Here is a 26,106-nt window from a genome sequence, read left to right as displayed (position 1 = left end):
TTGTCGGTACCCGGCCTTAGCTTGGGCGCTGTGAGATTCCTGCACACCTCCGACTGGCATGTCGGACGCACCTTCCACGGCGCGGACCTGCTCGCCGAGCAGGAAGCCGTCCTCGCCCACCTCGCGGACTTGGTGTCCGCCGAGGCGGTGGACGTCGTGCTGGTGTCCGGGGACATCTACGACCGCGCGGTCCCCTCCGCCGAAGCCGTGCAGATCGCGAACCGGGCGATGCTGCGGTTGCGGCAGGCCGGCGCGCAGTTGGTGATCACCTCCGGCAACCACGATTCCGCGCCCCGGCTCGGCGCGTTCGGGGATTTCGCCGCCGCGGGCGGTCTGCACCTGCGCACCACGATCGACCGCATCGACGATCCGGTGCTGCTCGCGGACAAGCACGGCCAGGTCGCGATCTACGGCATTCCTTACCTCGAGCCGGAACCGGCGAGGCATGGCCTCGGTGTGCCGGATGCCAAGGGGCACAACGGAGTTCTCCGCGAGGCGATGCGCCGCGTGCGAGCTGATCTCGCCGGCCGCGATGGGGCCCGGTCGGTCGTACTGGCGCATGCCTTCGTCACCGGCGGGCAGGGTACCGATTCCGAGCGGACGATCGCCGTCGGCGGAGTCGAGCAGGTCGGCGCGGACGTGTTCGAGGGAATGGATTACGTTGCGTTGGGACATTTGCACGGCCCGCAGACGCTGGCCGAGCATCTGCGCTATTCGGGCAGTCCGCTGGCGTACTCGTTTTCCGAAGCGCAGCAACGGAAATCCGTCTGGCTGGTGGACGTCGACGCGAATGGGCTCGCCGACGTGCGGCGGCACGAGCTGCCGGTTCCCCGGAAACTGGCGAAGCTTTCGGGCAAACTGGAGGCCTTGCTCGACGCTCCGGAACACGAGGCCCTCGCGGAGTCGTACCTTTCGGTGACGCTGACCGATTCCGTCCGCCCCGTCGACGCTATGCGGCGGCTGCGCGAGCGTTTCCCGTATGCCGTGCACCTGGACTGGTTGCCGGAGAACGGCAACACAACGGCGACGCTGCGATATGCGGAAGCGGTTCGCGGACGTTCTGACGACCAGATCGCGCGGAACTTCCTCGACGACTGCCGGGGTGCGCCGCCGAACGAGCGCGAGCGGAAGCTGCTGCGGAGCGCGCTCGAAGCCGCGGGCAGGGGCGAGTCATGAGACTGCACCGCCTGGAGATCACTGCGTTCGGCCCATACCGCGGGCGCGAGGTCGTCGATTTCGACGCGCTCGGTTCCGATGGATTGTTCCTGCTGCACGGGGAGACGGGCGCCGGGAAGACCACGCTGCTGGACGCAGTGGCGTTTGCGTTGTTCGGTGTGGTGCCCGGCGCGCGCGGGCAGGTGAAACGGTTGCGGTGCGACTCGGCCGATCCGGAGCAGGCCACGGAAGTCGCGCTGGAGCTGACCGTGCAGGGGCAGCGCATGCGGCTGGTGCGGTGCCCGGAGTACCAACGTGCCAAACGACGTGGCGAAGGCACGACGACGCAGCAGGCCAGGGCATCGCTGACCTGGCTGGATGATGTGCCGGCCGGCTATCCGGCGGAGGGGCTGGCCCGGATCGACGAGGTCGGCCGCACCGTGCAGGGGCTGCTCGGGATGAGTGCCGACCAGTTCTTCCAGGTCGTCCTGCTGCCGCAAGGGGAGTTCGCGCGGTTCCTCCGCGCGGACACCGACGAGCGTGAACGGTTGCTGGAAAGGCTGTTCGGCACCAAGCGGTTCGCCGACGTGGAGGCCTGGTTCCGCAACGTTCGGCTGGAGCGGCGGCAGGAGCTGGAGCGGCGGCGCCAGGAGGTACGGGAATGGGTTGCCCGCTTCGCGCAGGTGGCCAAGGAAGAGGCGCCGGAGGAGGGTCTGCCCGACTGGGTGGCCGGAATCCGGGAACGTGCGGCGGAGAGCGTTCGCGAAGCCGAGGCCGTGGAGGCACGGGCGAGGTCGCTGCAGGAGAAGGCCGAGGCGATGCTGGCCGAGCGCCGGACAGCGGCGGAACGGCTACACCGTGTCCGGGCGGCGCACCGGAAACTCGCCACGTTGGAGGAACAGCGGCCGGAGTTGCAGCGCTGGTCCGAGGAGGTCGAGGCGGCGCGGCGGGCCACGTCAGTGCTTGGCCTGGCCATGCAGGCCGAGCGGTCCGCGCGAGAGCTGGACGAGGCGCGGCAGACCGAGCAACTCCGTGCCCGCGAGTTGGGCGGCAGCGGCTCGGCCGACGCTGACGCGGCGGAGTTGCGGCGGTTGGCTGGGCAGTTGCGCGAGGAAGCCGGCGCGCTCGCCGGACTTGTGGCGGAAGCCGAGCAGCAGGGCAAGGATCGGCGGGAACTGGGCAAACTCGACAAAGCGGTTTCGGATGCGCGCCGACAAGCGGCGGATCTTGCCGAGAGGCTGGCCGGGCTGCCTGAGCGGTTGAAGAAACTGCGCACCGATCTGGAAGCCGCGAATGCCGCCGTGATCCGGCTGGAGACATTGCGCGCCAGGGAAACGGAACTGGCTGCCGCGGTGCGCGACGCGATGGGCCTGCCTGCGGCCGAAGCCGCGTTCAAGGTGTCGGAGGACGAGGTCCGCGCGGCGACGGAGCATCATCTTGAGGCCAGGGAACATCGCCTCGAACTGCGTGCGCTGCGGCTCGACGGCATGGCCGCGGAGCTTGCGGCCCGCCTTGTCGATGGGGCGCCGTGTCCGGTTTGCGGTTCCGGTGACCACCCTGTGCTGGCCCAGGCGACCAAGGGCCTGGTCGATCGCGAGCAGGAGGCAACAGCGGAAGCTGCCGAGCAGCGAGCCGAGCAAGCTCGGGCCGCCGCCGAGACCGCGCGGCACAAGGCGGGGACCGCGCTCACCGCGTTGCGCGAACGTTTGCGGGGTCGTACCGAGGCCGAACTGAGCACTGAGCTCGACCAGGTCCGCGGCGAACTGGTGGCAGTCTCCGCGCTGGCGCAACGAAAGGCCGCTCTGGTTGCCGAGACAGAGGCGGCCGAGGACGAGTCCGCTTCGCTCAACGAGAAGTTGGCCGCGGTACAGAACATGGCCACAGCGGCCGAGACCCGGCGGCGGACCTTGGCCGAGCAGATCGAGGAGCGGGGCCGAAGGCTCGAAGCCGCGCGCGGCGAACACACCGATGTGGGTGCGCGGCGTGCTCATCTGACTGGCGTTGTCCGGGCCTTGGAGGCGCTTGCCGAGACGAAGCTGCGGAGGGTGACCGCGGAGGAGCAGCTCGCGCAGCGGCAGGAGGAGCTACAGGAAGCGCTGGACGGTGCGGGGTTCGCCTCGGTCGACGAGCTGCGGGCGGCGGCCCGGTCCGAGGAAACGGTGGCGAGGCTGGAGGAAAAGCTTTCGGCAGCGGCGAAGGAGGAGGCCGGAGCGCGTGGGGTGCTGGCCGAGCCCGAGCTGGCCGGGATCACGCCGAACGACGAGGTGGATCTCGAATCGGCGGCCGGCACGGCAAAAGCCGCGCGTACCGAGGCAGAGACGGCTGTCGCCGTGTCGCGCGCCGCAGTGAGCCGGGCGAAGGAACTGGACACGCTCGCCGAACGGCTTGCTGCGGCCGACGAGGCGATCCGCCCACTGGAAGCCGACTTCGCCGAACTGGATGCGCTCACCGACGTGGTCAACGGGCGCGGTCAGAACGCGCGGAAAATGTCGCTGCGGTCGTACGTGCTTGCCGCGCGCCTGGAAGAGGTCGCCTTCGCCGCCACAGCCAGGCTGCGGACGATGAGTCAGGGCCGGTACTCGTTCGTGCATTCCGACGCGAAGGGTTCTCACGGCGCCCGCGGTGGCCTCGGTCTCGACGTGCTGGACGACTATTCGGGCACGGTCCGCCCGGCCAAGACCCTGTCCGGTGGCGAGTCGTTCCTGGCTTCGCTCTCTCTCGCGCTCGGCCTGGCGGACGTGGTGGCCGCCGAGACCGGTGGCGCATTGCTGGACACTCTCTTCGTCGACGAGGGTTTCGGCACGCTCGATGCCGAAACCCTCGACGTCGTGATGGACATCCTCGACGAGCTCCGTGCCGGCGGGCGGGTTGTCGGACTCGTCTCGCACGTCGAGGAACTGCGCCAGCGCATCCCCACCCGGTTGCGGGTGCGCAAGGCGCGGACCGGATCGACCCTGGAGGTTCAGATGTGACCTTCAGCCGAGCCCGGCGACCCGCTCCGGGGACTCGTGTGCGAGCAGCCAGCGCTTCACATCGACGCCCCAGCGGAAGCCACCGAGGGCTCCACCGGTTCGCAGCACCCGATGGCAGGGCACGAACAGTGCCGTCGCATTGCGCGCACAGGCAGCAGCGGCCGCCCGGACGGCTGTCGGCCTGCCCGCGAGTGCGGCGTACTCGCCGTAGCTGACGGGCTTGCCGGCCGAAACGGTGCGCAACACATCCCAGGCGTGCTCGCGGAACTCGCCCGAACGCTGGCGGACCGGTACCTCTTCGATCACCTCGAGGTCGCCCTCGTGGTAGCGGCGGATCGCGGTGCTGACCTGGCCGAGGTCGCGCTTCTCCCGCAGGTCGCCCGGTGCGAGCGAGCGCGAGATGAGCGGTGTCAGCTCGGTGACGTCGGCGGTCCAGCCCGAGGCCAGTACGGCCCCGTCCGAAGCGACGACGGCCGTGAAGGGGCCGGTGGATGTGTCCATTGTGGACCAATGGGCGATGCTCATCGAGATCTCCTCGGGTACGGATGCCTGGGGTGCTGGGTGCTGGGTGCTGGGGTGTCGCTGTCTCGGTAGTGGCGGTGGTTCGGGTGCCGGTGGGTCCGGTGCCGGCCGGTCAGGCGCTGCGCCACAGGTACATGCCTGCGTAGGAGCGCCATGGCCGCCAGGCCTGGGAATGCCGGTCGAGATCGCCGATGCCGAGCGCTGCCGCGCCCTTGCGCAGCACCAGGTCGCCGGTGAGCAGGACGTCAGGGCTGCCGAGTACGCGCATGAGTACGTAGTCGGCGGTCCACGGGCCGACCCCGGGCAGGGCGAGCAGTTCGGTGCGCAGCTCGTCGGCGTCGCGGCCAACGTGCACGTCGACGGCGCCGGACGCGAGGGCTTCGGCTGTCCTGAGGATCGCGGAGATCCGGCGCTCGGGGCCGCGCAGTACCTCGTGCCCGTGTTCGGCGATGGCCTCGGGTGCCGGGAACAGCGTGCCGCTCGGCCACGGCAGCTGCTCGCCGAGCGCTTCGGCGAGCGCACCTGCGGCCGTGCGGGCCGCGGCGACCGATACCTGCTGCCCGAGCATGGCTCGCAGCAGTAGCTCGGATCCGTCGACGGCGCCCGGAACCCGGATGCCCGGGGTGGCTTCGACGGCGGGCGCCAACGCCGGGTCCGTGCGCAGCACGCGCATCGCGGCTTCGGGGTCGGCGTCGAGGTCGAGCAGGCGGCGGGTGCGCGCAACGGCGCTCCCCAGGTCGCGCACGTCGGCGAGCTGGAGCTCGCAGCGGATGTGGCCGTCCTGCGGGGTGAGGTGGATCGTCGCGGGTCCGTGCGGCAGGCGGAGGGTGCGGCCGTAGCCGTCGTCGCGTGCCCATTCGACACCGGCGACCGCCCGGCGGGAGTGGAAGCCCAGGATGCCCTCGGCATCGAAGGGCTTCCGGTACGGCAGGCGCAGGAACAGCTTCGTGCCGGTGGTGGGGGCGGGTTCCGGCTCGCTGCCGTTCGCCTTACTGCCGTTCGCCCGGCGACGGGCTGTCGTGGCAGAGGCGCGTAACTGCGACGGTGTCCGTGCGAACACTTCGCGGATGGTGTCGTTGAACTGGCGCACGCTGGAGAACCCGGAGGCGAACGCGACATCCGCGAGCGGCAGTTCGGACAGCTCGATGAGCAGCCGGGCCGAGTGCGCGCGATGGGCGCGGGCCAGTGCGAGCGGGCCCGCACCGAGCTCCGCGGTGAGCACCCGGCCGAGCTGGCGTTCGGAATACCCGAGCCTGCGGGCGAGGCCGGGCACTCCGTCGCGCTCGACGACGCCGTCGGCGATGAGGCGCATCGCCCGTGCCGCCAGGTCGGCGCGCAGGTTCCACTCCGGTGAGCCGGGCACGGCGTCGGGCAGGCAGCGGCGGCAGGCGCGGAATCCGCTTGCCTGCGCGGCTGCCGATGTCGGGTAGAAGCGCACGTTGGCGGCCTTCGGCGTGAGCGCCGGGCAGGACGGCCGGCAATAGATGCCCGTGGTCTTCACGGCGACGATGAACTGGCCGTCGAAGCGGGCGTCCCGGGAGGCGAGGGCGCGGTAGCAACGCTCCGCGTCGCGCCAAACCGCCTGTTCGGCGGGGGTAGCTACGGCTGTCATGCTCTCGATACTGCCAGCAGGTCAGCGGATTGACTGGCGGAAAACCGACACGAGAGTGGGCGGCCCGGGCCGGGGTTGCACACGGCCGCACGTAGACTCGACGCCCGTGAGTCTCACCCTCGGCATCGTCGGGCTGCCCAACGTCGGCAAGTCCACCCTCTTCAACGCGCTGACCCGCAACGACGTGCTCGCCGCGAACTACCCGTTCGCCACGATCGAGCCCAACGTCGGCGTCGTGCCGCTGCCCGACCCGCGGCTGGACAAGCTCGCCGAGCTGTTCGACTCGGAGAAGACCGTGCCCGCCGTGGTGTCCTTTGTGGACATCGCGGGCATCGTGAAGGGGGCGTCCGAGGGCGCCGGGCTCGGCAACAAGTTCCTCGCCAACATCCGCGAGGCCAACGCGATCTGCCAGGTCATCCGCGTGTTCGACGACCCGGACGTGGTACACGTCGACGGCCGGATCGACCCGTCGTCCGACATCGAGACGATCAACACCGAACTCATCCTCGCCGATCTGCAGACGCTGGAGAAGGCGTTGCCCCGGCTGGAGAAAGAGGCGCGCACCAAGAAGGAGAACCGGCCCGCGCTGGAAGCGGCGCAGCAGGCCAAGGAGATCCTCGACAGCGGCCGCACGCTCTTCTCCGCGCAGAACGAGGTCGACGGTGCGCTGCTGCGTGAGCTGAGCCTGCTCACCACGAAGCCATTCCTGTACGTGTTCAATGCCGACGAAGGTGTGCTGACCGATGACTCGAAGCGCGAGGAACTGACCAAGCTCGTCGCACCCGCCGACGCCGTCTTCCTCGACGCCAAGATCGAGGCCGAGCTGCTCGAGCTGGACGACGAGGAGTCCGTGCGCGAACTGCTCGAGTCGGTCGGGCAGCCGGAGCCGGGGCTGCACGCGCTGGCTCGCGCCGGGTTCCACACGCTCGGGCTGCAGACGTACCTGACGGCCGGGCCGAAGGAGTCGCGCGCCTGGACGATCCCCAAGGGGGCGACCGCGCCGCAGGCCGCCGGGGTGATCCACACCGACTTCGAGCGCGGGTTCATCAAGGCCGAGGTCGTGTCGTACGACGACCTGATGAATGCCGGTTCCGTGGCCGCCGCGCGGGCCGCGGGCAAGGTCCGGATGGAAGGCAAGGACTACGTGATGGCGGACGGCGACGTGGTCGAATTCCGCTTCAACGTCTGACTCCCGGCACTGCGAAACCGACGGCGCCGACCGAAAGAATCAGCCGGCGCCGTCGGGGTGGATCTAAGAACTCAGCCGGCGACGCCGAGCAGGATCACGACCAGCAGGGTGATGGTCGTGGCGATCGCGGAAACCCAGGCGCGCTGGGTGGCGGACAGGGCGGGGGTGCTTGTGTGCATGACTGGTCCCGAGGGGCTAGTACGGCTCTTCCTCGGGTGACAGCGTGTGGATCACGGTGAGTGTTACCACTCTCATCCACCTGTGAGGCAATTCACCCCACGCCCGCTCCGGCGCAGGTCACTCGGCTGAATGACGGCCGCGCGCGGTGTGCCAGAGCACAGCGCCCGCGGCACCCACCATCAGCACGAACGCCAGGCCGCCCACCACCACGGCGCGGGTCTCGCCCGTGGACGACGCGGCGGCCGGTCCGGGCTTCTCCGCCGTCGCGCCCGTCCCGCCCGTGGACGAGGTGGCTGCCTTCCCCGTGGCAGCAGCCGGGCTCGCCTCCGCGGCTCCGGCCAGTAGTGCGAACAACAACGTGAACACGGCCACGAACCCCGTGGCCCGGATGATGATCTTCGACATGGTGCGTCCTCCCGCCTGGGCAACGCACCAGCACCCCGCTTATGTTGCCGTCGCGAGGCAGATCACACCGCGTCGATCGTCGCGTCGATCTGTCCGGCCAATGAGAAGTCCTTTTCGGTCAGTCCGCCCGCGGAATGCGTGCTCAGCCGGAATGTCAGCTTCCGCCACCGGATGTCGATGTCGGGATGGTGCTGCACGCTCTCCGCGATCTCGGCCACCCGGTTGACCACCTCGATCGCCGTCGGGAAATCCGCGAGCTCCGCGGTGCGCTCCAGCGAATCACCGCTGCGCTGCCAGCCGGGAAGCTTGCCCAGCCCGGCGGAGATCTGTTCGTCCGTCCATAGCTCTGCCATGTGTCCCATGGTGATACCCGGACGGGTACGCTGCACGGTTGCCACGGGAGTCCGGTACCTGACCGGGCTGAGAGGCGGGCCGCCGAGCCCGCGACCGTCCGCACCTGATCCGGATAATGCCGGCGCCAGGGAGGCCTTCGATCCCTCCTGCCGGTGAGCGCGAGGAGGGCCATGAAAGGCAACTGGGGCACGGGCCTGGCGCTCGCACTGGTGGGAGTCCTCACCGCGGGCTGCACCCTGATCGGCGGAAACGACCAGGCCGACGGCGCCACGGTCACGCTGGTCACGCACGACTCGTGGGCGGCGCCGCAGCAGGTGCTCGACGCGTTCCAGCAGCAGACCGGCATCAAGATCCAGGTCCTGAAGAAGGGCGACGCGGGCGCGCTCACCAACTCGCTTGTGCTGACGAAGGCCAACCCGCTCGGCGACGTCGCGTACGGGGTCGATTCCACCTTCGCCTCGCGCGCGCTCAGTGAAGGCGTCTTCGACTCGTACACGAGCCCGGAAGCCGACCGTGGGCCTCAGCGTTATGCCGTCGACAGTGAACACAGGCTGTCGGCGGTGGATCTCGGCGATGTGTGCCTGAACGTGGACACGAACTGGTTCGCCTCGAACGGGATTCCGGCGCCCACGAGCTACGACGACCTGACCGACCTGCGCTACAAGGACCTCCTCGTCGTCGAAAACCCCGCGACGTCCTCGCCGGGTCTGGCGTTCCTGCTCGGCACCATCGCCAAATACGGCGAGCAGGGCTGGCAGTCCTACTGGACGAAGCTCAAGGACAACGGCCTGCAGACCGTGAGCGGCTGGGAAGAGGCCTACAGCCAGGACTTCTCGGGCTCCTCCGGCAAGGGCCCACGCCCGATCGTCGTCTCCTACGCCTCCTCGCCGGCGGCCGAGATCGGGGACGATGGCAAGCCACGCACGAAGGCATTGCTCGACACCTGCTACCGCCAAGTCGAGTACGCGGGCGTGCTGTCGGGCACCAAACAGCCCGAGAAGGCGCAGAAGGTCATCGACTTCCTGCTGTCCCAGCAGTTCCAGACCACCGTCGCGGACAACATGTACGTGTACCCGACGCGCCAGGGCGTGGCGTTGCCGACGGCCTGGACGCAGGCCGCGCCGCTGCCGCCGAGCCCGGCGAACCTGCCGGGCGACCGGGTGCAGGCCGGGCGTGAACAGTGGATCGCGCAGTGGCGTTCGTTGCTAGGCCAGTGAGCCGTGCGGGGCTGGGGCTGCTGGCCCTGGTCCCGCTCGGCTTCCTCGTGGTCTTCTTCGCCTGGCCGGTGTTGGCGATCCTCAACCGGGGATTCGTCGGGAACGACGTGCTCACGGCGCTCGCGGACGGCGAAACCTGGCGGCTTGCGTGGTTCACCCTGGCGCAGGCCGCGGGCTCGACGGTGCTCGCCGTGCTGGGTGGGATGCCGCTCGCCTTCGTGCTCGCCAGGGTGCGCCTGCCCGGCGTGAGCCTGATCCGCACCGTGGTGCTGGTCCCGTTCGTGCTGCCGACCGTGGTGGTCGGACTGGCGTTCCGGGCGTTGTGGCCGGACGGCGGGGTGCTCTCGATCGTGCTGGCCAACGCGTTCTTCAACGTCGCGGTGATCGCGCGCACCGTCTCCGGGCTATGGGGGCACCTGGACTCACGCGCGGAAGATGCCGCGCGGGCGCTGGGGGCGTCGAAGTGGCGGGCCTTCCGCTCGGTGACCCTGCCGGCGTTGCTGCCCGCGATCATGTCGGCGGCCGCGGTGGTCTTCCTGTTCTGTGCCACCAGTTTCGGCGTTGTGCTGGTGCTCGGCGGAGCGCGCTACCGCACCCTGGAAACCGAGATCTACCTGCGCACGGAGAACCTGCTCGACCTCAGCGGGGCGGCCGCGCTGTCGCTGGTGCAGATCGCCGCGGTGCTCGCCGTGCTGTTGCTCGGCGCGGTCGCTCGGAGGAAGCGGGAGACCGCGCTGCGCCTTCGTTCCCGGCGAGAGGTCGCGCGCCGGCCGGTGCGTGCCGAGTGGTGGGTGGTCGGCGCCGCGGTCGGCGTGCTGGGCCTGCTGCTGACGCCGATCGTCGCGCTGCTCGTCCGTTCACTGTCCACCGAGGACGGTTGGAGCTTCGCCGGGTACCGGGCGCTGTCGAGCACCGGGAACGACGGCACGCTGCAGGTTTCCGGCTGGGAGGCCGCGCTGACTTCGCTGCGCACCGCCACCGACGCGACGATGCTGGCGCTCATCATCGGCGTCTCGGCGGCGGTGCTCGTGGTGGCGTTGCGCCGGGCGCCGGGCCGGATTTCCCATGGCCTGGCCGAAAGCATGGACGCCGCGCTGATGTTGCCACTCGGCGTCTCCGCGGTCACGGTCGGTTTCGGCTACCTGATCACGCTCGACGCCTTGCCCGGTGACCTGCGCCGTTCCCCGCTGCTGGTGCCGCTCGCGCAGGCGCTGGTGATCATTCCGCTCGTCGTGCGCATGGTGCTGCCGGTGCTGCGCTCCGTGGACGACCGGCTCCGGCAAGCCGCCGCGACGCTCGGTGCCGGGCCGCTGCGGGTGTGGCGGGAGATCGACGTCCCCTTGACGATCCGGTCCGTCGTGGCCGCGGCGGGTTTCGGTTACGTGGTGGCGCTCGGCGAGTTCGGCGCGACGAGTTTCCTCGCGCGCCCACAGGAACCGACCCTGCCGGTGGCCATCGCCGCGTTGATCGCGCGGCCAGGGCAGCTGAACAACCAGATGGCGTATGCGGCGTGCGCGTTGCTGATGCTGGTGACCATGGCCGCCGTGATCGTGATCGACCGGCTGGGTTCCGGCCGGGTGGGAGAGTTCTGACATGTGCCTTTCCGTGCAGGGTCTCAGCGTCCGTTACGGCTCGTTCACCGCGGTCGGTGACGCCGAGCTCGACATCGCCGACGGCGAAGTGCTCGCGCTGCTGGGCCCGTCCGGTTCGGGCAAGTCGACCCTGCTGCGCGCGATCACCGGCCTGGAACCGCTCGCCGCGGGCACCGTCCGCTGGGACGGGGACGACCTGGCCCACGTGCCGGTGCACGAGCGCGAGTTCGGCCTGGTGTTCCAGGACGGCCAGCTCTTCCCGCACCGGGATGTCGCCGGAAACATCGAGTTCGGCCTGCGTATGCGGCGGATGTCCGCGCGCGACCGGAAGGACCGCGTCGGGCAGCTGCTGGAACTGGTGGGGTTGCGCGGCTACGGGCAGCGCCGGGTCACCGAGCTTTCCGGCGGCGAGGCGCAACGAGTTGCGCTGGCGCGGGCGCTCGCGCCGAAGCCTCGACTGCTGTTGCTGGACGAGCCACTGTCCGGTTTGGACGCCGGGCTGCGGGAACAGCTCGCGCTGGACCTTGCCGAAGTGTTGCGCGGTGCGAAGATCACCGCGCTTCTGGTCACGCACGATCAGGAGGAGGCGTTCACCCTCGCCGACCGGGTCGCCGTGTTGCGTGCGGGGGAGATCCGCCAGATCGGCGCGGTGCGGGAGGTGTGGTGCCGCCCGGCGGACGAAGACGTCGCCACTTTCCTTGGTGTGACGAGCTTTTTCGACGGATCCGCCCAGGGCGGCGTGGTGCGGTTCGCGCTCGGGGAGGTGACGCTGCCCGGCGCGGAAGGTCCGGTCCGCATCGGGCTGCGGCCCAATGCCCTGCACGTCGCTGCCGAAGGCGTCAAGGGTGAGGTGCTGAGCAAGGTGCACCGCCGCGAGCACGCCCGGCTGCGCGTCCGAACCGGACAGTACACAGTGGACGCGACGACAACGGTCGACGCCGATGTCAATCCCGGCGACGAGGTCTCCCTTGCCGTGGATGCCGACGGGGTCGTGCTAGTGCGGGCCTGAGGTTTTGGCCCATTCCGCCCTGTCGGCAAGGGTTTCGTACAGCCGCACCGCGGCCTCGACGGTGGTCCGCATGGATTTGGTCTGCGGGCTGTCACCGTACTCGCGGCGATCCTTGGCGTCGGCGAAAGGCGTGGTCGGTGGTCGCGGTTTCGCGGTAGAACTTCGCCTCCTGGTCCAGGTGGGCGGTCAGGTCGCCAGGCTCCGTCGCCGCGTTCGCCGAGCAGGTGTCCGGATTGGCATGGGCCACTCCGCGCCGGGCATGCGGCGGGTGCTGTTGGACGTCACCGACCCGGCAAGCGTCGCTTCGGTGGTCAAGACGATCGCGGACGAACGGGGGCCGGACGGCCTGCAACTGCTGATCAACAACGCCGGCGTGCTCGTCCAGGGCCCGCTCGAACTGGTGCCCGCCGAGGAACTGTGCCGCCAGTTCGAGGAACCGTGCGGCCTGCGCGAGCGGGCACTCACCGTCCTCTCCGGCTCGCTGCGGGCCGAGCCGGCGCCGTGGGGGATCCCGGTGGTCGTCGTCGAACCGGGCGCGATGGACACCGCGATCTTCGCCAAGTCCGGCTCCGCTGCCGTACGTGCACTGGCCGAGGCGGAGCCGGAACGTGTTGCCCTCTATGCGAAACAGCTCGCCGCAGTGGAGCAGGCGGCGGCGAAGCGTTTTCGGGCTGAACGCGGCCTGAACTCAGCCGTCCTTGGTCGCGATGCGTGCGTAGGCCAGCGAAAGCCCGATCACGATGTAGCACGCGGCGCGGACGGCGCCCTGGGCCAGGCCGTCGGTGGGCATCGGATCCCGCAGGATGTCGGTGATCGAATCCCAGGACTGCGGCAGCAGGAACGGATGCAGCCAGTCGACCGCCGAGAGCAGGAGCAGCACCGCCGAGACGATCGTGCCCGCGAGCACCGAGACCACGACCAGCATCGGGTGTTCGGTGGACGCGGAGATCGCCAGCGCCACCGCGCCGATGGCCCACAGCTGCAGCGTCACCCAGGCCGCCGCCACCGCGATCTTGCCCAGTGCCTCGCCGAACGACAACGTGGTGCCGGTCAAGGTGAACAGCGAACCGGTCCCGTTGATCACCAGCCCGGTGATCACGCCGACCACCGCCATGAGCACCGCGGCGACCAGCGTGAAGGTGGCCACGCCGAGCGCTTTCACCAGCAGCAGCCGACCGCGGCTGACCGGCGCGAGCAGCCAGCCGCGCAGTGTGCCGTGCGCCGCCTCGCCCGCCAGGGCGTCCGCGGCGGACATCGCGGTGGTCAACGGCAGCAACAGGTTCAGCGTCACCGCGAGCGCCGCGATCGGCAGCACCAGCGCGTTCCCGGCGGCGGAGGTGAGCAACCCGCCGCCTCCGTCGCCCGCGTTGGTGTTGCCGGGGCCGAAGCCCGAATCGCCGGCCACGGCCAGGCCGATCCCGATCACGGCCGGGACGAGCGCGAGCAGGCCGAGCACGACCAGCGTCCGCGGCCGGCGGAAGATCCAGCGCAGTTCCGCGCGGTAGAGCCGGGCCAGGCCGACGTGTGTCCGGCCGGTCGGCACGGTCAGTGTCGCCGCCGTCATTCCCCCACCCCTCCTGCGTCCACTTCGGACAGTCCGGCCGACTCGGTTTCGTGCTGTGTCAGCCGGGCGAACAGATCCTCGAGATCGGTGCGCTCGCGGCGCACCTCGTGTACCGGCACCCCCGCGTGCACGAGCGCCTCCACCACCTGCGGGGCAAGCGCCGTCGTCAGGTCCGCGCGCACTCCGTCCGGGGTCAGCCGGGCCGGGATTCTCGCTCCCCGCAAGGCATCCAGCGCCCTGTCACCGTCCGGAGTGGACACCAGAACGCCTGGGCTGCCGGACTCCAGCAGTTCGCTCAGCTCGCCCTGTGCGACGACCGTGCCGTCGTGCAGCACCGCCACGTGCGTGCAGGTGGCTTCTACCTCGGCGAGCAGGTGCGAGGACACCACCACGGTCACCCCGTCGGCGTGCAGCTCCCCGATGATCTTGCGGATTTCCCTGGTGCCGGACGGATCCAGCCCGTTCGTCGGCTCGTCGAGCACCACCATCCGCCGCGGCACCAGCAGCGCCGCGGCCAGGCCCAGCCGCTGTTTCATACCCAGCGAGTAGCCCCGGTACCGGCGGTGCGCCGCCGCGCCGAGGCCGACCCGCTCCAGCGCGTCCTCCACCGCCTGGTGTGCGTCCTCCACCGCCAGCCGGGGTTCGGCCGCCGCCATCCGGCGCAGGTTCTCCCGGCCGGACAGGAACGGGTGGAACCCCGGGCCCTCCACGAGCGCGCCCACGTCGGGCAGCGCGTGCTGGGCGCCGGCGGGCATGGCGTGGCCGAGCAGTTCGACCTCGCCCTCGGTCGGGCGGACCAGGCCGAGCAGCATCCGGATCGTGGTGGTCTTGCCGGAACCGTTGGGGCCCAGCATGCCCAGCACCGCGCCCTCGGGCACGTCCAGATCGACCTGGTCCACCGCGACCGTGCTCCGGTACACCTTGCGCAACCCCCTGGTCCGCGCGGCGAGTGCCGGAGCCGGGGCGGCGGCCGTGCGGTCCGCCGCCCCGTCGCGCACCTCGAAGGAGGTGGTCACTTCGTGCCCAGCGCGTCGATCAGGACCTGCTGGGGCACCGCGCCCGCGGCGAAGCGGCCGTCATCGGTGATCAGCGCCGTGCCGGCCTTCGTGGAGATCACGTAGCCCGAGCCGAACGCCCCGCTGACCGGCTTGCCGAACTGGCTCAGCAGCTTCCTCGGGTCCATCGACTGGCCCTTCCCGTCGTTCTTCGGCTGCAGGGTGTCCGCCGGGACGGTGCCGACGACCACGCTGTCCCAGCCTTCGCCGACGACCTTGGTGTCACCCGTGTCCGGCTTCTGCGGCACTTCGGCCTGCTTCTCGGTCACCTTCGCGCCCTGCGGCGGGGTGAACTGGAACTCGCTGGCAGGCTGCGCGGCGAAGTCGATGTCGCTGAACGCGATCTGCAGCGCCGGGTCGGCCGTTCCGTAGGTCATCACGGCCAGCCGCAGCGGCGTCCGGGTCTCCGAATCGACGGCCACGCGCACCTCACGCAACATCGTGCGCTCGGTGGGCTTCGGTGTCAGCACCAGCTCGTACGCGGCCCGCCCGGCGACACGCGCCGTGCCTTCGACGTTGACCGTGCTGCTCTCGCGGATCTTCGCGAGCAGCTGCGTGGCCGCCGCCGCGGGGTCGGATACCTGGCCGTCGCCGGTTTCGCCGCGGGCGATGTCGGCGGGCACCGTGGCCTTCGTCGCGGTGTTGTCCTTCGAGCTGTACGTCCACACCGTGTTGCCGTTGTGCACGACGGTGGTGTCGGCCTGGCCCTGTTCGATCGACAGCTTGCTGTCGCCGTTGCCGTCGTTGTAGACGTGCGCCGCGTCCAGGCTCAGGCTCGTGCCCCCCGGCAGCGCGGTCGTCGGAAGCCCCAGGTTGTTGTCCACCTTCACGGTCCCGTCCAGCGCGGGCGTCTTCGTGGACAGCACCGACTGCACCAGTTCCTCGGCGCTGATCGACGGCAGCTGCGGCGCCTCGCCCGCGGTGGCGGGCATCGCGAGCCACGCCAGGCCGGCGACCCCGAGCGCCGAGCCGGTGACCGCGGCGGTGATGGCCTTCGTCTTCGGTTGCATCGAACTCTTCTCCCTGTCCGTGGCGAGCACCAGTGTGCTCCGTCCCCGCCGATGACGCTCCCGCTTCGGCACTGAGATGGGCCTGAGACGCTGAGAGGTGGCTGAGAACGAAGGCAAGGCCAGCGAAAACCGTGCATTCTAGGCAGCGTGAAGCCCAGAGTGCTGGTGGTCGACGACGAGCCGGGTGTGCGCAAGGCGCTGCACCGTGGGCTGCGCGCGGAAGGGATGGACGTGGTCACGGCGGCCGACGGGCCCAGCGGCCTGCGGCTGGCCCAGACCGGTTCGTTCGACGTGCTGCTGCTGGACATCATGCTGCCCGGGCTGTCCGGGTACCGGGTGCTGCAGGCCCTGCGCGCGCAGGGGATCTCCACCCCGGTGCTGATGATCTCGGCCAAGGACGGCGAGGTCGACCAGGCCGACGGGCTCGACCTCGGTGCCGACGGCTACCTGGTGAAGCCGTTCTCGTTCGTGGTGCTCGTCGCGCAGGTCCGCGCGGTGCTGCGGCGCGCGACCACCGAAGGGCTGCGCGGGCCGTTGCGCATCGGCGGCCTGCTCGTCGACCGCGCCACCCGCGAAGTGCGCTGGCACGACGACCCGGTGGCGTTGAGCCCGCGCGAATTCGGCCTGCTGGAGGTGCTCGTCAGCCGCGCCGGCACGGTCGTCACGAAGGACGAGTTGCTACGCGCGGTCTGGGGTGACGAGCAAGCGGCGACGCGCAACGTCGTCGAGGTCTACGTCGGTTACGTGCGGCGGAAGCTCGACGCGGTGGGCGCGGGCGCGCTCGTGCGCACCGTGCGCGGGCACGGGTACCTCGCCTCCGACGCGGCGCTGGACGAGGTACTGCCCGGGTGATTTCACGCTGGCCGATGTGGCTGCGGATCACCGTGCCCGCGGCCGCCGTCACCTTGGGCGTACTGCTCGGGCTCGCGGTGATCGCCGGCCGCGGCCTCGGCCCGTTGCGGTTGCAGGCGGTGGACACCGAGCTGGGCGACGCGCTCGCTCCGGCATCGGCCGCGGTTTCGGCCGGACGGATGCCGGCGCCCTTCGACGGCGTGACGGTCCGGGTCCTGGACACCACGGGCACGCCGGTGGACGGCGTCGCGCCGGTCCCCGATCTCACCCCTGGCGTGGTGCGCGCGCTGAAAGCGGGAGAGTCGATCGACACCGGCGAGCCGGTGGCGCAACGCTGGCGTGCGGCGGTGGTGACCGCGCCCGACGGGGAAATGCGGCTCGTGGTCGCCGGCACCGGCCTGATCGGCTTGGCCGAGTCGGCGCGCACCGGCTCGCACTGGCTGTTCGCGGCCGCGTCGATCGGCGCACTGGTGGTGGCGGCCGCGACCTGGCTGGTGGTGCGGACGGCCCTGCGCCAGGTCGAACGGATGCGGCGATCCGTGCGCGCGCTGCCGCCGGGGCAGCGGTTGCCGATCCCCGAGGCGAAGGACGAACTTCGGGCACTGGCCAAGGAGTTCAACGCCTTGCTGGCCCGCCAGGAGGAGGCCAGCCTGCGGTTGCGGCGGTTCACCGGGGACGCCGCGCACGAGCTGCGCTCGCCCGTCGCGTCCATCCGGGTCCAGGCCGAGGTGGCCGTGGCGAACCCGGATCCCGAGCTGGCACAGGAAACCCTGGCCGACGTCCTCGCCGAGGCGGAACGCCTGTCGGCACTGCTGGACGGCCTGCTCGCGCTCGCCAGGTCCGACGCCGGCGAGCTGCCCGCGGCCGAGCCCGTGGAGCTGATGACCGAAGCGCGCGCGGCGGTGCACCGGCTTCCGGCAGGCGCCCCGGCGGCGCGGGTGAGCGGGGCAGGCGGGCAGGTCTGGGCGCACGCCGCGCCGTCGGAGGTCGAACTCGTGCTGAACAACTTGCTGCGCAACGCATGCCGGTACGCGCGCTCGCAGATCGTGGTGTCCGTGCTGGCCGGGCATTCGATGGTCCGGCTGGTCGTCGACGACGACGGGCCAGGGGTCCCGCCGGAGCACCGCGAACGCGTTTTCGACCGGTTCTACCGCGTCGCCGACGACCGTTCGCGCTCTTCCGGCGGTACCGGGCTGGGGCTCGCGATGGTCGCGGAAGCGGTACGGCGACGGGGTGGCCGGGTCACTGTCAGTGAGTCGCCCGAGGGTGGTGCCCGCTTCCAGGTGACCTGGCGGCGGGCCGGTAACGTCTCCACTTCGTGAGAGTGATCGTCGGAGCGGCCATCGTGCGGGGCGACGCCCTGCTCGCCCAGCAGCGCGCTTACCCGCCGGAAGTCGCCGGGCGGTGGGAACTGCCGGGCGGCCGGGTGGAAGCCGGCGAGTCCGAGCCCGCGGCCCTGCGCCGGGAATGCATGGAGGAACTCGGCGTCGCGGTGCACGTCGGCGCCAGGGTCGGCGCCGACGTGCAACTGCGGCCGGGGCTGGTGCTCAAGGCCTATGCCGCGCGGCTGGCCGATCCGAGGAACGAACCAAAAGCCTTGGAGCACAAGGATCTCCGCTGGATAGATCTGTCCGCTTTGGACGATCTGCAGTGGCTGCCCGCCGATCTCGAACTGTTGCCGGAGCTGCGGGCGCTGCTCACCCCGCCCCGATGAGCCGGAGCGCCGAGGAGAGCCGGTGCTCACCCCGTTCGGCCGCCCTGGCCGCGCCGGCCTTGCGGATCCTCGTCAGCTCCTCCTGGTCGTCGAGCAGTTCGAGGGTGCGTTCCCGGACCGGGCGCAACGTCTCGATCACCGCGTCCGCCGCGGCGTCCTTCAGCGCCCCGTAGGACCGGTACTGGCCGGCCACTTCCGGTGGCGTGGTTCCGGTGCACACGGCCAGTATCTCCAGCAGGTTCGCCACCCCCGGCCGCTCTTCCGGCTGGTAGGCGGGCACCGATTCGCCGTCGGTGACCGCCTTGCGGAACTTGCGGCGCACCAGTTCCGGCTCGTCGAGCACGAACACCACCCCGGCGGAGTCCCTTGTGGACTTCGACATCTTCCGGGTGGGGTCGGCCAGATCGCGCACCCTGGCCCCGGCATGCGGCAGCACCGCGCGTGGCACCGTGAACACCTCGCCGTACGTCGAGTTGAACCGCCGCGCGAGCGCCCTGGCCAGTTCGACGTGCTGCCGCTGGTCTTCACCGACCGGCACGTCGGACGCGCCCTGCAACAGGATGTCCGCGGCCATCAGCACCGGATAGGTGAGCAGGCTGAGCCGGACCCCGGCCTGCCCCTTGGCCTTCTCCTTGAACTGGATCATCCGCGCGGCCTCGCCGTAGGAGCAGGTGCACTCCAGGATCCAGGTCAGCGCGCCGAGTTCGCGGGCCAGATCGGACTGCACGAACACGCGCTCGGCAGGGATCCCGGACGCGATGAGCACGGCCAGCATTTCGGTGGCCCGGCCGCGCAGCCCGGCCGGGTTGTGCGTGGTGGTCATGGCGTGCAGGTCGGAGACGAAGTACAGGTCCTCCGCGCCGCCGTCGGCCGCCCAGCGGCTGATCGCACCGAGGTAGTTGCCCAGCTGGGTGTGGCCGGAGGGAGTGATTCCGGAGAACCTCATGATCGGATTTCCTTCGGGTTCACGCCACCCGCGGAAACGACGAAGGCCGCCACGCGGGCGGCCTCGTCGACATTTCGTGTCAGCGCACGGGAACAAGGGCCGCCATGGGCGGCCACCACAGTCCCGAGAAGCTACGCATGGGGAAAGCTTAGCCGACCGGAAACCCTTGCCGCCAGCCGCTTTACCAGCGCTTTGCCGAAGTGATGAATCAGCCACGACGCACCCCGGTTAACAGCTGTCACGGCGCGCGGACGGGGTTACCGTCAAAGCATGTACGTCGTCTTGCTGACTTATACAGCCCCGTTGGAAGAAGTCGACTACGCGCTGCCGGACCATGCGAAATGGCTCGACAAGCATTTCCAGGCCGGCGAATTCCTCGCCGCCGGACGCCGGAATCCGCGCAACGGCGGCGTGATCATCACGCGGCCGATGGCCCGGGGCAAGCTCGACGCGATCCTCGGCACCGATCCGTTCTCGGTCGGTCATCTCGCGAAGTACGAGGTGGTCGAGTTCTCCGCGACGCGGACCGCGCCCGAGGTGCGGCTGCTCAACGAGGCGGTCGCGCACACGGCCTGAACATCCCCCGAGAAGACCTCAAGCTGCCTTGCGCAGATCCGTTTTCGCCTGCTGCAGGGCGAGCACGGGGCATTTGCGGCAGCGCGGTTTCGAGCGGCAGCACTCCTTCTTGACCTTGCCGCGCTTCATGAGTTTGCGGACGACCGCCTTGGGGTCCGCATCCTTCTTGCCCACAAGGGTTAGGGTAGGTGAACCTAACCATGATCGCGGCGTGGTGCTGGTCACAAACGGGCAAAGGGTATCCTGGACGCGACCGCCTATGGCCAGAGTCGGCCCGGGGCGTTCTCCACTTTCACCCCTTTTAGTACAGGAGTCCTCGCGTGCCCGCAGCAACTGCCGAGAAGGTCCGCACAGACCTCCGCAATGTGGCCATCGTGGCGCACGTCGACCACGGCAAGACCACCCTCGTAGACGCCATGCTCAGGCAGTCCGGCGCCTTCGCCGAGCGCGCCGAGATGGTCGACCGCGTGATGGACTCCGGCGAGCTCGAGCGGGAGAAGGGCATCACCATCCTGGCCAAGAACACGGCCATCCACCGCCGGACGGCCGACGGCGCGGTCACCATCAACGTGATCGACACCCCCGGCCACGCCGACTTCGGCGGCGAGGTCGAGCGCGGCCTCGCCATGGTCGACGGTGTGGTGCTGCTGGTGGACGCCAGTGAAGGCCCGTTGCCGCAGACCCGGTTCGTGCTCCGCAAGACCCTGGAGGCCGGGCTGCCGGTCGTGCTGGTGGTCAACAAGGTCGACCGCCCCGACGCCCGGATCGCCGAGGTCGTCGAGGAGACCCACGACCTGCTGCTCGACCTGGCCGGGGACATCGAGGACGCTGATCTGGACGCGGTACTCGACCTGCCGGTCGTCTACGCCTCCGCGCGCGCCGGGCGAGCCGGCCTGGAGCAGCCCGCGGACGGCGAGCTGCCCGACAGTGAGAACCTCGACCCGCTCTTCGACACCCTGCTCCGCCACGTGCCGCCGCCCCAGGCCGACATCGAAGGCCCGCTGCGCGCACTGGTCACCAACCTCGACGCGTCGAACTTCCTCGGCCGCATCGCGCTGATCCGCATCCACTCCGGCAAGCTCCGCAAGGGCCAGACCGTGGCGTGGCTGCGGGAGGACGGCACGACGCAGAACGTGCGCATCTCCGAGCTGCTGGTCACCGAGGCGCTGCAGCGCGTGCCGGCGCAGGAGGCCGCGGCCGGTGATCTGGTCGCCATCGCGGGCATCCCGGAGATCACGATCGGCGACACCCTCGCCGACGTGGAGAACCCGGAAGCCCTGCCGCGGATCACCGTGGACGAGCCCGCCATCTCGATGACGATCGGTGTGAACACCTCGCCGCTGGCCGGCCGCAACGGTGGCGACAAGGTCACCGCCCGCCTGGTCAAGGCGCGCCTCGACCAGGAGCTGGTCGGCAACGTGAGCATCAAGGTGCTGCCCACCGAGCGCCCGGACACCTGGGAGGTGCAGGGCCGTGGTGAGCTGGCGCTGGCGATCCTGGTCGAGCAGATGCGCCGCGAGGGCTTCGAGCTGACCGTCGGCAAGCCCCAGGTGGTCACCCGTGTCATCGACGGGAAGCTGCACGAGCCGTTCGAGCGGCTGACGATCGACTCGCCGGAGGAGCACCTCGGCTCGATCACGCAGCTGCTCGCCGCGCGCAAGGGCCGCATGGAACACATGGGCGGCAACGGAACCGGCCGGATCCGGATCGAGTACGTGCTGCCCGCGCGCGGTCTGATCGGCTTCCGCACCGACTTCCTGACCGAGACCCGCGGCACCGGCATCGCCAACCACGTGTTCGAGGGCTACTTCCCGTGGGCGGGCGACATCCGCACCCGGCACAGCGGCTCGCTGGTCGCCGACCGGTCCGGCCCCATCACCGCGTACGCGATGATCCAGCTCGCCGACCGCGGCACGTTCTTCGTCGAGCCGGGTGCCGAGGTGTACGAGGGCATGGTCGTCGGCGAGAACCCGCGCGCCGAGGACCTCGACATCAACATCACCAAGGAGAAGAAGCTCACCAACATGCGCTCGTCCACCGGTGACGAGCTGGAGCGCCTCGCCCGGCCGCGCAAGCTCGGCCTCGAAGAGGCGCTGGAGTTCTGCTCCGTCGACGAGTGCGTCGAGGTCGCGCCGGACGTGGTCCGCGTGCGCAAGGTGACGCTGGACATCTCCCAGCGCGCCAAGGAGCGTTCGCGGCTGAAGAGCCGCGACCAGGGCTGAGCAGTGCCGGCCCGGGTGTGCGCACCCGGGCCGGAAACCGGTGGAACCCCGATCAGGTGTGAGACGTCAACCTTTTGGCGGTACCTGATCCGGTGAACGGCGCCCGAGGCCGGTCTGGCAATCTCGGTACCACGTCAACAGGCCTTATGGCACCATCGTGGGCTCAGCGCCAGGGGAGGCAGTGTGCGGACAGGCAAAGCGGCAGCGCTGATCGCGCTGCTGGCCGCCGTGCTCGCCGCTTGCACGTCCACTCCGCCGGCGCCCATCGTGACGTCACCGGTGGCGCAGTCCACCACCTCGGCCGCGCCCAGCCCGTCACAGATCGTGATCGGCATGGACGACATCGTGGGCGGCTACAACCCGCACAACCTCGCCGACCAGTCCACGATCACCACCGCGCTGTCCCAGTTGCTGCTGCCCTCGGTGTTCCGCCAGTCCGACGACGGCCAGTACCAGCTCGACACCACGCTGATGCGCTCGGCGCAGGTCACCTCGCAGGAGCCGTTCACGGTCACCTACGAGATCCGCCAGGACGCGTCCTGGTCCGACGGCGCCCCGATCGCGGTGGAGGACTTCGTCTACCTCGCCGACGCGATGCGTGACCAGCCCGGGGTGGTCGAGCCCGCGGGCTACCGGCTCATCTCGAACATCCAGCCGGGCGAGGGCGGCAAGAAGGTCGAGGTGACGTTCTCACAGCCTTATCCAGGGTGGCGCACGCTCTTTTCCGACCTCCTGCCCCAGCATCTGCTGAAAGACGCTCCAGGAGGCTGGCAGAGCGCATTACAGGGCAGTTTCCCGGCCTATGGCGGACCGTTCTCCATCAAGCAACTGGACAACGCGCGCGGCGAGATCATCCTGGAACGCAACGAGCGTTACTGGGACAAACCGGCCGCCGTGGACCAGATCGTGCTGCGCCGCTCGGATCAGGCCGGGCTGGCGACGGCGCTGCGCAGTGGTAACGACCAATTCGCGATGTCCCGCACCGACAGCGTCGGGCTGCAGCAACTGCAGGCGCTCGGCCCTTCGGTGCAGTTGAGCACCGTCGCGAGCCCGCGGGTGGCGAGCGTGTTGCTCAGGCCGGCCAACGGTGCGCTGGTCGACAACGACGTCCGCGCCGGCGTGGCCGCGCTGATCGACCGCAACAAGCTCATCGACGAGGGCACCGGCGGCGGGCCTTCGGCCGGGCTGCGGGCCGACGCCCAAGTTCTTCCGCCGTCCGAAAACGGTTATGCCGCAACGATTCCGGCGAACGCGTCGACGCCCGACCCCGCTGCGGCCGAGGCGCTGCTGAAGAGCGCCGGCTACACCAAGGACGCCGGCACCTGGCGCAAGGACGGCAAACCGCTGACCCTGGTGATCGCCTCGCCGGGCACGCAGGAGCCGTACGCGAGCATCGCCAAGGAGCTGTCCACCGAGCTCACGGCGGCGGGCGTGCAGGTCAGTGTGATCAACCCGCAGCCGCGCGACCTCTTCTCCAACCTGCTGGCCATGCCGGTCGCGAAGAACGGCCAGGCCACCACCGACGGTTCCGGTTCCGTCGGGGTCGACATCGCGGTGCTGCCGACCGCCGTCGGCGGCGACCCGGCGACGGTGCTGGCCTCCACCTTCGGCTGCCGCCCCGGTCAGGCCACCACTTCCACGAACACCGCCGTGGTGCCGGCGAATCCGGCCGCGGTCTGCGACGCGGAACTGCAGCCGACGATCGACGCCGTACTCGCCGGGACCAAAACGCTCGCCGAGGGATTGTCCGAACTGGAACCGAAGCTGTGGGCGCTGCACACCGTGTTGCCGCTTTTCCAGCTGGCCGACACACTGGCGATCGGTTCCGGCATTTCCGGTTTGACGCCGGGGCCCTCGATGGTTGGGCCGTTTGGGTCAGCCGTCAACTGGACACGTGGCGGCAAGTAACCAACGTATGTCCTCATGTTAGCTGGAAGTCACCCTTTGGTCACAATCGCTCTCAGGGTGGTGACTCGGTGTGCTCGCCTTTCTAGCGTTCTCCGGCAGTGCGCCGGACGCGTGCATCCGGTGTGACATAAGCTCCGGCCTAACGCCGGAGTGGTGTGGACCTTATGGGTCCAGTGCTAGGAGGGCACACGTAAATGAGCAGATGGAAAGCAGCCTCGGCCTTAACCGTGGCCGCGACTGCGGCGCTCGTGCTGAGCGCCTGCAGCGGAGGCGGCAGCGGCAGCGGGAGCACGGACCAGAACGGTTCGAGCACCGATGTCAAGAGCATGGCTGTCGGCAAGGCGGAAAACGCCAGCGCCGGCACGTTCAAACTGGGGGATGCTCCGGCGTGGAACGGTACCGTCACGGTCGGTATCGATGACACGTATTCGGCATACAACAACCAGACCCCGGACACGAACACGTCGTACAACTACTACGTCATCACCACAGTGCTGGCGGGTTCCGACGTCCTCGACGGCAACAACAAGGTCCTGCTCAACAACGATGTGCTGGACTCCTGGAACGTCACGTCCACCAACCCTTACACGGTCGAGTACAAGATCAAGCCGGGCGTGAAGTGGTCGGACGGTGCCCCGTGGAACTGCAAGGACTACTACCTGGGCTGGCTCGCCGGCAGCGGGAAGGTCAAGTCGTTCAACTCCGCGTCCACCACCGGCTATGACCTGATCGACAGCGCGAAGTGCGTCGACGACCAGACCTTCGTCACCACCTACTCGCAGCCCTACATCGACTACAAGGGCCTGTTCGACAGCGCGCAGCTGCTGCCCGCGCACATCCTGGAGGCCAAGACCGGCATCCCGGACATCACCCAGCTCACTCCGACCAGTGACCCGGCGCTGCTGAAGAAGGCCGGCGACTTCTGGACCAACGAGTGGAAGGGCTTCAACAAGGACCTCATGCCGGCTTCCGGGCCGTACATGATCACCGCGTTCGACCAGAACCAGGGTGCGGTCACCTTGGAGAAGAACCCGAACTGGATCGGCGCCAAGGGCGGTCCGGCCAAGATCGTCGTCAAGCAGTTCTCCGACACCAAGGCGATGGCCACCGCGCTGCAGAACGGTGAGATCCAGGTCGTGGCCTCCACACAGCCGGACGCGACCGCGGCCGACACCCTCAAGGGCCTGGCCGCGCAGGGCGTGACCTACGGTTCCGCCCCGCAGCTGACGTATGAGCACCTGGACATGCAGTACAAGAACCCGGTCCTCAAGGACGAAGCCGCGCGCAAGGCGTTCTTCCAGGTGGTCAACCGCCAGGAGATCGTCGACAAGCTGCTGAAGGAGGTCCAGTCGGACGCCGCTCCGCTGGGCAGCCTGATCTACCAGCCCGGTGACGCCGGCTACCAGGACGTGTACGCCGACAAGTCGGGCCAGGGCGCGGCCGAGGCGAAGAAGACGCTGGAAGCCGACGGCTGGACCCTCGGTGCCGACGGCATCTACCAGAAGAACGGCGTGCGGTACTCGGTCACGATCTCGCACAACAACAACGCGCGTCGCGACCAGACCGTCGAGCTGATCCAGTCGCAGGCCAAGGCCGCGGGTATCGAGATCAAGAACGACAACGACCCGACGTTCCTCTCGGGTGGCCGCGTTTCGACCGGTAACTACGACATCGCCCTCTTCGGCTGGTCGCAGGCGCCGTTCAAGTCGCAGTCGCAGCCGCTGTACACCACCGGTGGTAACCAGAACTGGCAGAACTACAGCGACCCGAAGGTCGACGACGCCTTCAAGCAGGCGGTCGTGGCGACGGATGACGCCACCGCGACGAAGTTCTACCAGCAGGCGGACGCGCAGATCGCGAACGACTACGCCTCGCTGCCGCTGTTCGCGACCCCGTCGATGTGGGCCTTCCAGGGCATCGACAAGGTCTACATGCAGTCGTACAACGGTGCGCTGTGGAACGCCGGTGAGTGGGCGCAGAAGTAAGCTGCCGCACTAACGGATTCACCTGGTGGAGTCCGGGGGCCCGGGTCACGAACCCGGCCCCCGGATT

At 69.6% G+C, this 26,106-nt stretch carries 22 protein-coding genes and 1 riboswitch; of the genes, 13 read left to right on the top strand and 9 right to left on the bottom strand.

Features of this window, described 5'->3' with window-relative positions:
- Positions 1-30: 30 nt before the first annotated feature.
- The gene (locus VHD82_RS16975) at positions 31-1,176 is read left to right on the top strand and encodes an exonuclease SbcCD subunit D (protein ID WP_325704089.1); all 1,146 of its coding nucleotides are present in this window, start codon (positions 31-33) and stop codon (positions 1,174-1,176) included.
- Positions 1,173-4,127, top strand: coding sequence for an SMC family ATPase (locus VHD82_RS16970; protein ID WP_325704086.1), 2,955 nt, complete (start codon positions 1,173-1,175; stop codon positions 4,125-4,127). The genes VHD82_RS16975 and VHD82_RS16970 overlap by 4 nt, the downstream gene beginning before the upstream one ends.
- 3 nt (positions 4,128-4,130) lie before the next feature.
- Here the strand turns inward: VHD82_RS16970 and VHD82_RS16965 are convergent, their stop codons facing one another.
- Positions 4,131-4,652 carry a methylated-DNA--[protein]-cysteine S-methyltransferase gene (locus VHD82_RS16965; RefSeq protein WP_325704083.1) on the bottom strand — a complete coding sequence of 174 codons (522 nt, stop codon included), beginning with the start codon at positions 4,650-4,652 and terminating at the stop codon, positions 4,131-4,133.
- 109 nt (positions 4,653-4,761) lie between these two features.
- Positions 4,762-6,261, bottom strand: coding sequence for a DNA-3-methyladenine glycosylase 2 family protein (locus VHD82_RS16960; protein ID WP_325704080.1), 1,500 nt, complete (start codon positions 6,259-6,261; stop codon positions 4,762-4,764).
- A gap of 106 nt (positions 6,262-6,367) precedes the next feature.
- On the opposite strand from VHD82_RS16960, the gene ychF reads away from it, so the two are divergent.
- The gene (ychF, locus tag VHD82_RS16955) at positions 6,368-7,450 is read left to right on the top strand and encodes a redox-regulated ATPase YchF (protein WP_325704077.1); all 1,083 of its coding nucleotides are present in this window, start codon (positions 6,368-6,370) and stop codon (positions 7,448-7,450) included.
- Between the two features lie 297 nt (positions 7,451-7,747).
- Here the strand turns inward: ychF and VHD82_RS16950 are convergent, their stop codons facing one another.
- Positions 7,748-8,035: a hypothetical protein gene (locus VHD82_RS16950; RefSeq protein ID WP_325704074.1), complete on the bottom strand. Its 288-nt coding sequence runs from the start codon at positions 8,033-8,035 to the stop codon at positions 7,748-7,750.
- Between the two features lie 62 nt (positions 8,036-8,097).
- Entirely contained in the window at positions 8,098-8,388 is a 291-nt protein-coding gene (locus VHD82_RS16945) for a 4a-hydroxytetrahydrobiopterin dehydratase (protein WP_325704069.1), read from the bottom strand.
- A 33-nt stretch (positions 8,389-8,421) separates the two neighbouring features.
- Positions 8,422-8,537: riboswitch (TPP riboswitch) on the top strand.
- A 22-nt stretch (positions 8,538-8,559) separates the two neighbouring features.
- Here VHD82_RS16945 and VHD82_RS16940 point away from each other — a divergent pair.
- Genes VHD82_RS16940 through VHD82_RS16930 form a run of 3 tightly spaced genes read left to right on the top strand, consistent with a single transcriptional unit; the run spans position 8,560 to position 12,207 of the window.
- Positions 8,560-9,606 carry a thiamine ABC transporter substrate-binding protein gene (locus VHD82_RS16940; protein WP_325704066.1) on the top strand — a complete coding sequence of 349 codons (1,047 nt, stop codon included), beginning with the start codon at positions 8,560-8,562 and terminating at the stop codon, positions 9,604-9,606.
- Positions 9,603-11,198 carry an iron ABC transporter permease gene (locus tag VHD82_RS16935; protein ID WP_325704064.1) on the top strand — a complete coding sequence of 532 codons (1,596 nt, stop codon included), beginning with the start codon at positions 9,603-9,605 and terminating at the stop codon, positions 11,196-11,198. The genes VHD82_RS16940 and VHD82_RS16935 overlap by 4 nt, the downstream gene beginning before the upstream one ends.
- A gap of 1 nt (position 11,199) precedes the next feature.
- Positions 11,200-12,207 (top strand): ABC transporter ATP-binding protein, encoded by a 1,008-nt coding sequence (locus VHD82_RS16930; protein ID WP_325704060.1) that lies wholly within the window; start codon positions 11,200-11,202, stop codon positions 12,205-12,207.
- Between the two features lie 688 nt (positions 12,208-12,895).
- On the opposite strand, the gene VHD82_RS16925 is transcribed toward VHD82_RS16930, so the two are convergent.
- Genes VHD82_RS16925 through VHD82_RS16915 form a run of 3 tightly spaced genes read right to left on the bottom strand, consistent with a single transcriptional unit; the run spans position 12,896 to position 15,836 of the window.
- Positions 12,896-13,771 (bottom strand): ABC transporter permease subunit, encoded by an 876-nt coding sequence (locus VHD82_RS16925; protein ID WP_325704057.1) that lies wholly within the window; start codon positions 13,769-13,771, stop codon positions 12,896-12,898.
- Positions 13,768-14,787, bottom strand: a complete 1,020-nt coding sequence (locus VHD82_RS16920; protein WP_325704054.1) for an ABC transporter ATP-binding protein — start codon at positions 14,785-14,787, stop codon at positions 13,768-13,770. The genes VHD82_RS16925 and VHD82_RS16920 overlap by 4 nt, the downstream gene beginning before the upstream one ends.
- On the bottom strand, positions 14,784-15,836 hold the full coding sequence (locus VHD82_RS16915) for a LolA family protein (RefSeq protein ID WP_325704051.1): 1,053 nt from the start codon (positions 15,834-15,836) through the stop codon (positions 14,784-14,786). Before VHD82_RS16915 ends, VHD82_RS16920 begins: the two co-directional genes overlap by 4 nt.
- Positions 15,837-15,983: 147 nt before the next feature.
- Between VHD82_RS16915 and VHD82_RS16910 the strand changes: the two genes are divergently transcribed.
- From VHD82_RS16910 to VHD82_RS16900, 3 genes are read left to right on the top strand one after another with little or no spacing between them, the layout of a single operon-like run.
- Complete coding sequence (locus VHD82_RS16910; protein WP_325704048.1) at positions 15,984-16,688, top strand: response regulator transcription factor; 705 nt, start codon at positions 15,984-15,986, stop codon at positions 16,686-16,688.
- Between the two features lie 14 nt (positions 16,689-16,702).
- Entirely contained in the window at positions 16,703-18,010 is a 1,308-nt protein-coding gene (locus tag VHD82_RS16905; protein WP_325704336.1) for a sensor histidine kinase, read from the top strand.
- Positions 18,007-18,402: a (deoxy)nucleoside triphosphate pyrophosphohydrolase gene (locus tag VHD82_RS16900; RefSeq protein WP_325704046.1), complete on the top strand. Its 396-nt coding sequence runs from the start codon at positions 18,007-18,009 to the stop codon at positions 18,400-18,402. The genes VHD82_RS16905 and VHD82_RS16900 overlap by 4 nt, the downstream gene beginning before the upstream one ends.
- On the opposite strand, the gene trpS is transcribed toward VHD82_RS16900, so the two are convergent.
- Positions 18,386-19,351 (bottom strand): tryptophan--tRNA ligase, encoded by a 966-nt coding sequence (gene trpS, locus VHD82_RS16895; protein ID WP_325704333.1) that lies wholly within the window; start codon positions 19,349-19,351, stop codon positions 18,386-18,388. The two genes, VHD82_RS16900 and trpS, sit on opposite strands and share 17 nt — an antisense overlap.
- 267 nt (positions 19,352-19,618) lie before the next feature.
- On the opposite strand from trpS, the gene VHD82_RS16890 reads away from it, so the two are divergent.
- Positions 19,619-19,924: a YciI family protein gene (locus VHD82_RS16890; RefSeq protein ID WP_325704043.1), complete on the top strand. Its 306-nt coding sequence runs from the start codon at positions 19,619-19,621 to the stop codon at positions 19,922-19,924.
- An 18-nt stretch (positions 19,925-19,942) separates the two neighbouring features.
- On the opposite strand, the gene VHD82_RS16885 is transcribed toward VHD82_RS16890, so the two are convergent.
- Positions 19,943-20,098, bottom strand: a complete 156-nt coding sequence (locus tag VHD82_RS16885) for a hypothetical protein (protein WP_325704041.1) — start codon at positions 20,096-20,098, stop codon at positions 19,943-19,945.
- A 146-nt stretch (positions 20,099-20,244) separates the two neighbouring features.
- Here VHD82_RS16885 and typA point away from each other — a divergent pair, with 146 nt between their 5' ends.
- The 3 genes from typA (at position 20,245) to VHD82_RS16870 (ending at position 26,039) form a co-directional block, all read left to right on the top strand.
- Positions 20,245-22,146 (top strand): translational GTPase TypA, encoded by a 1,902-nt coding sequence (gene typA, locus VHD82_RS16880; protein WP_325704038.1) that lies wholly within the window; start codon positions 20,245-20,247, stop codon positions 22,144-22,146.
- Positions 22,147-22,329: 183 nt separating this feature from the next.
- A complete protein-coding gene (locus VHD82_RS16875; protein WP_325704035.1) occupies positions 22,330-24,054 on the top strand; it encodes an ABC transporter family substrate-binding protein in 1,725 nt (574 codons plus the stop codon).
- A 194-nt stretch (positions 24,055-24,248) separates the two neighbouring features.
- The gene (locus tag VHD82_RS16870) at positions 24,249-26,039 is read left to right on the top strand and encodes an ABC transporter family substrate-binding protein (RefSeq protein WP_325704032.1); all 1,791 of its coding nucleotides are present in this window, start codon (positions 24,249-24,251) and stop codon (positions 26,037-26,039) included.
- Positions 26,040-26,106: the final 67 nt, after the last annotated feature.

This window comes from Amycolatopsis sp., assembly GCF_035546795.1.
Classification (GTDB): domain Bacteria; phylum Actinomycetota; class Actinomycetes; order Mycobacteriales; family Pseudonocardiaceae; genus Amycolatopsis_E.
Note: the sequence above shows the minus strand (reverse complement) of the source record. Positions and strands in the feature narration are given on the sequence as shown.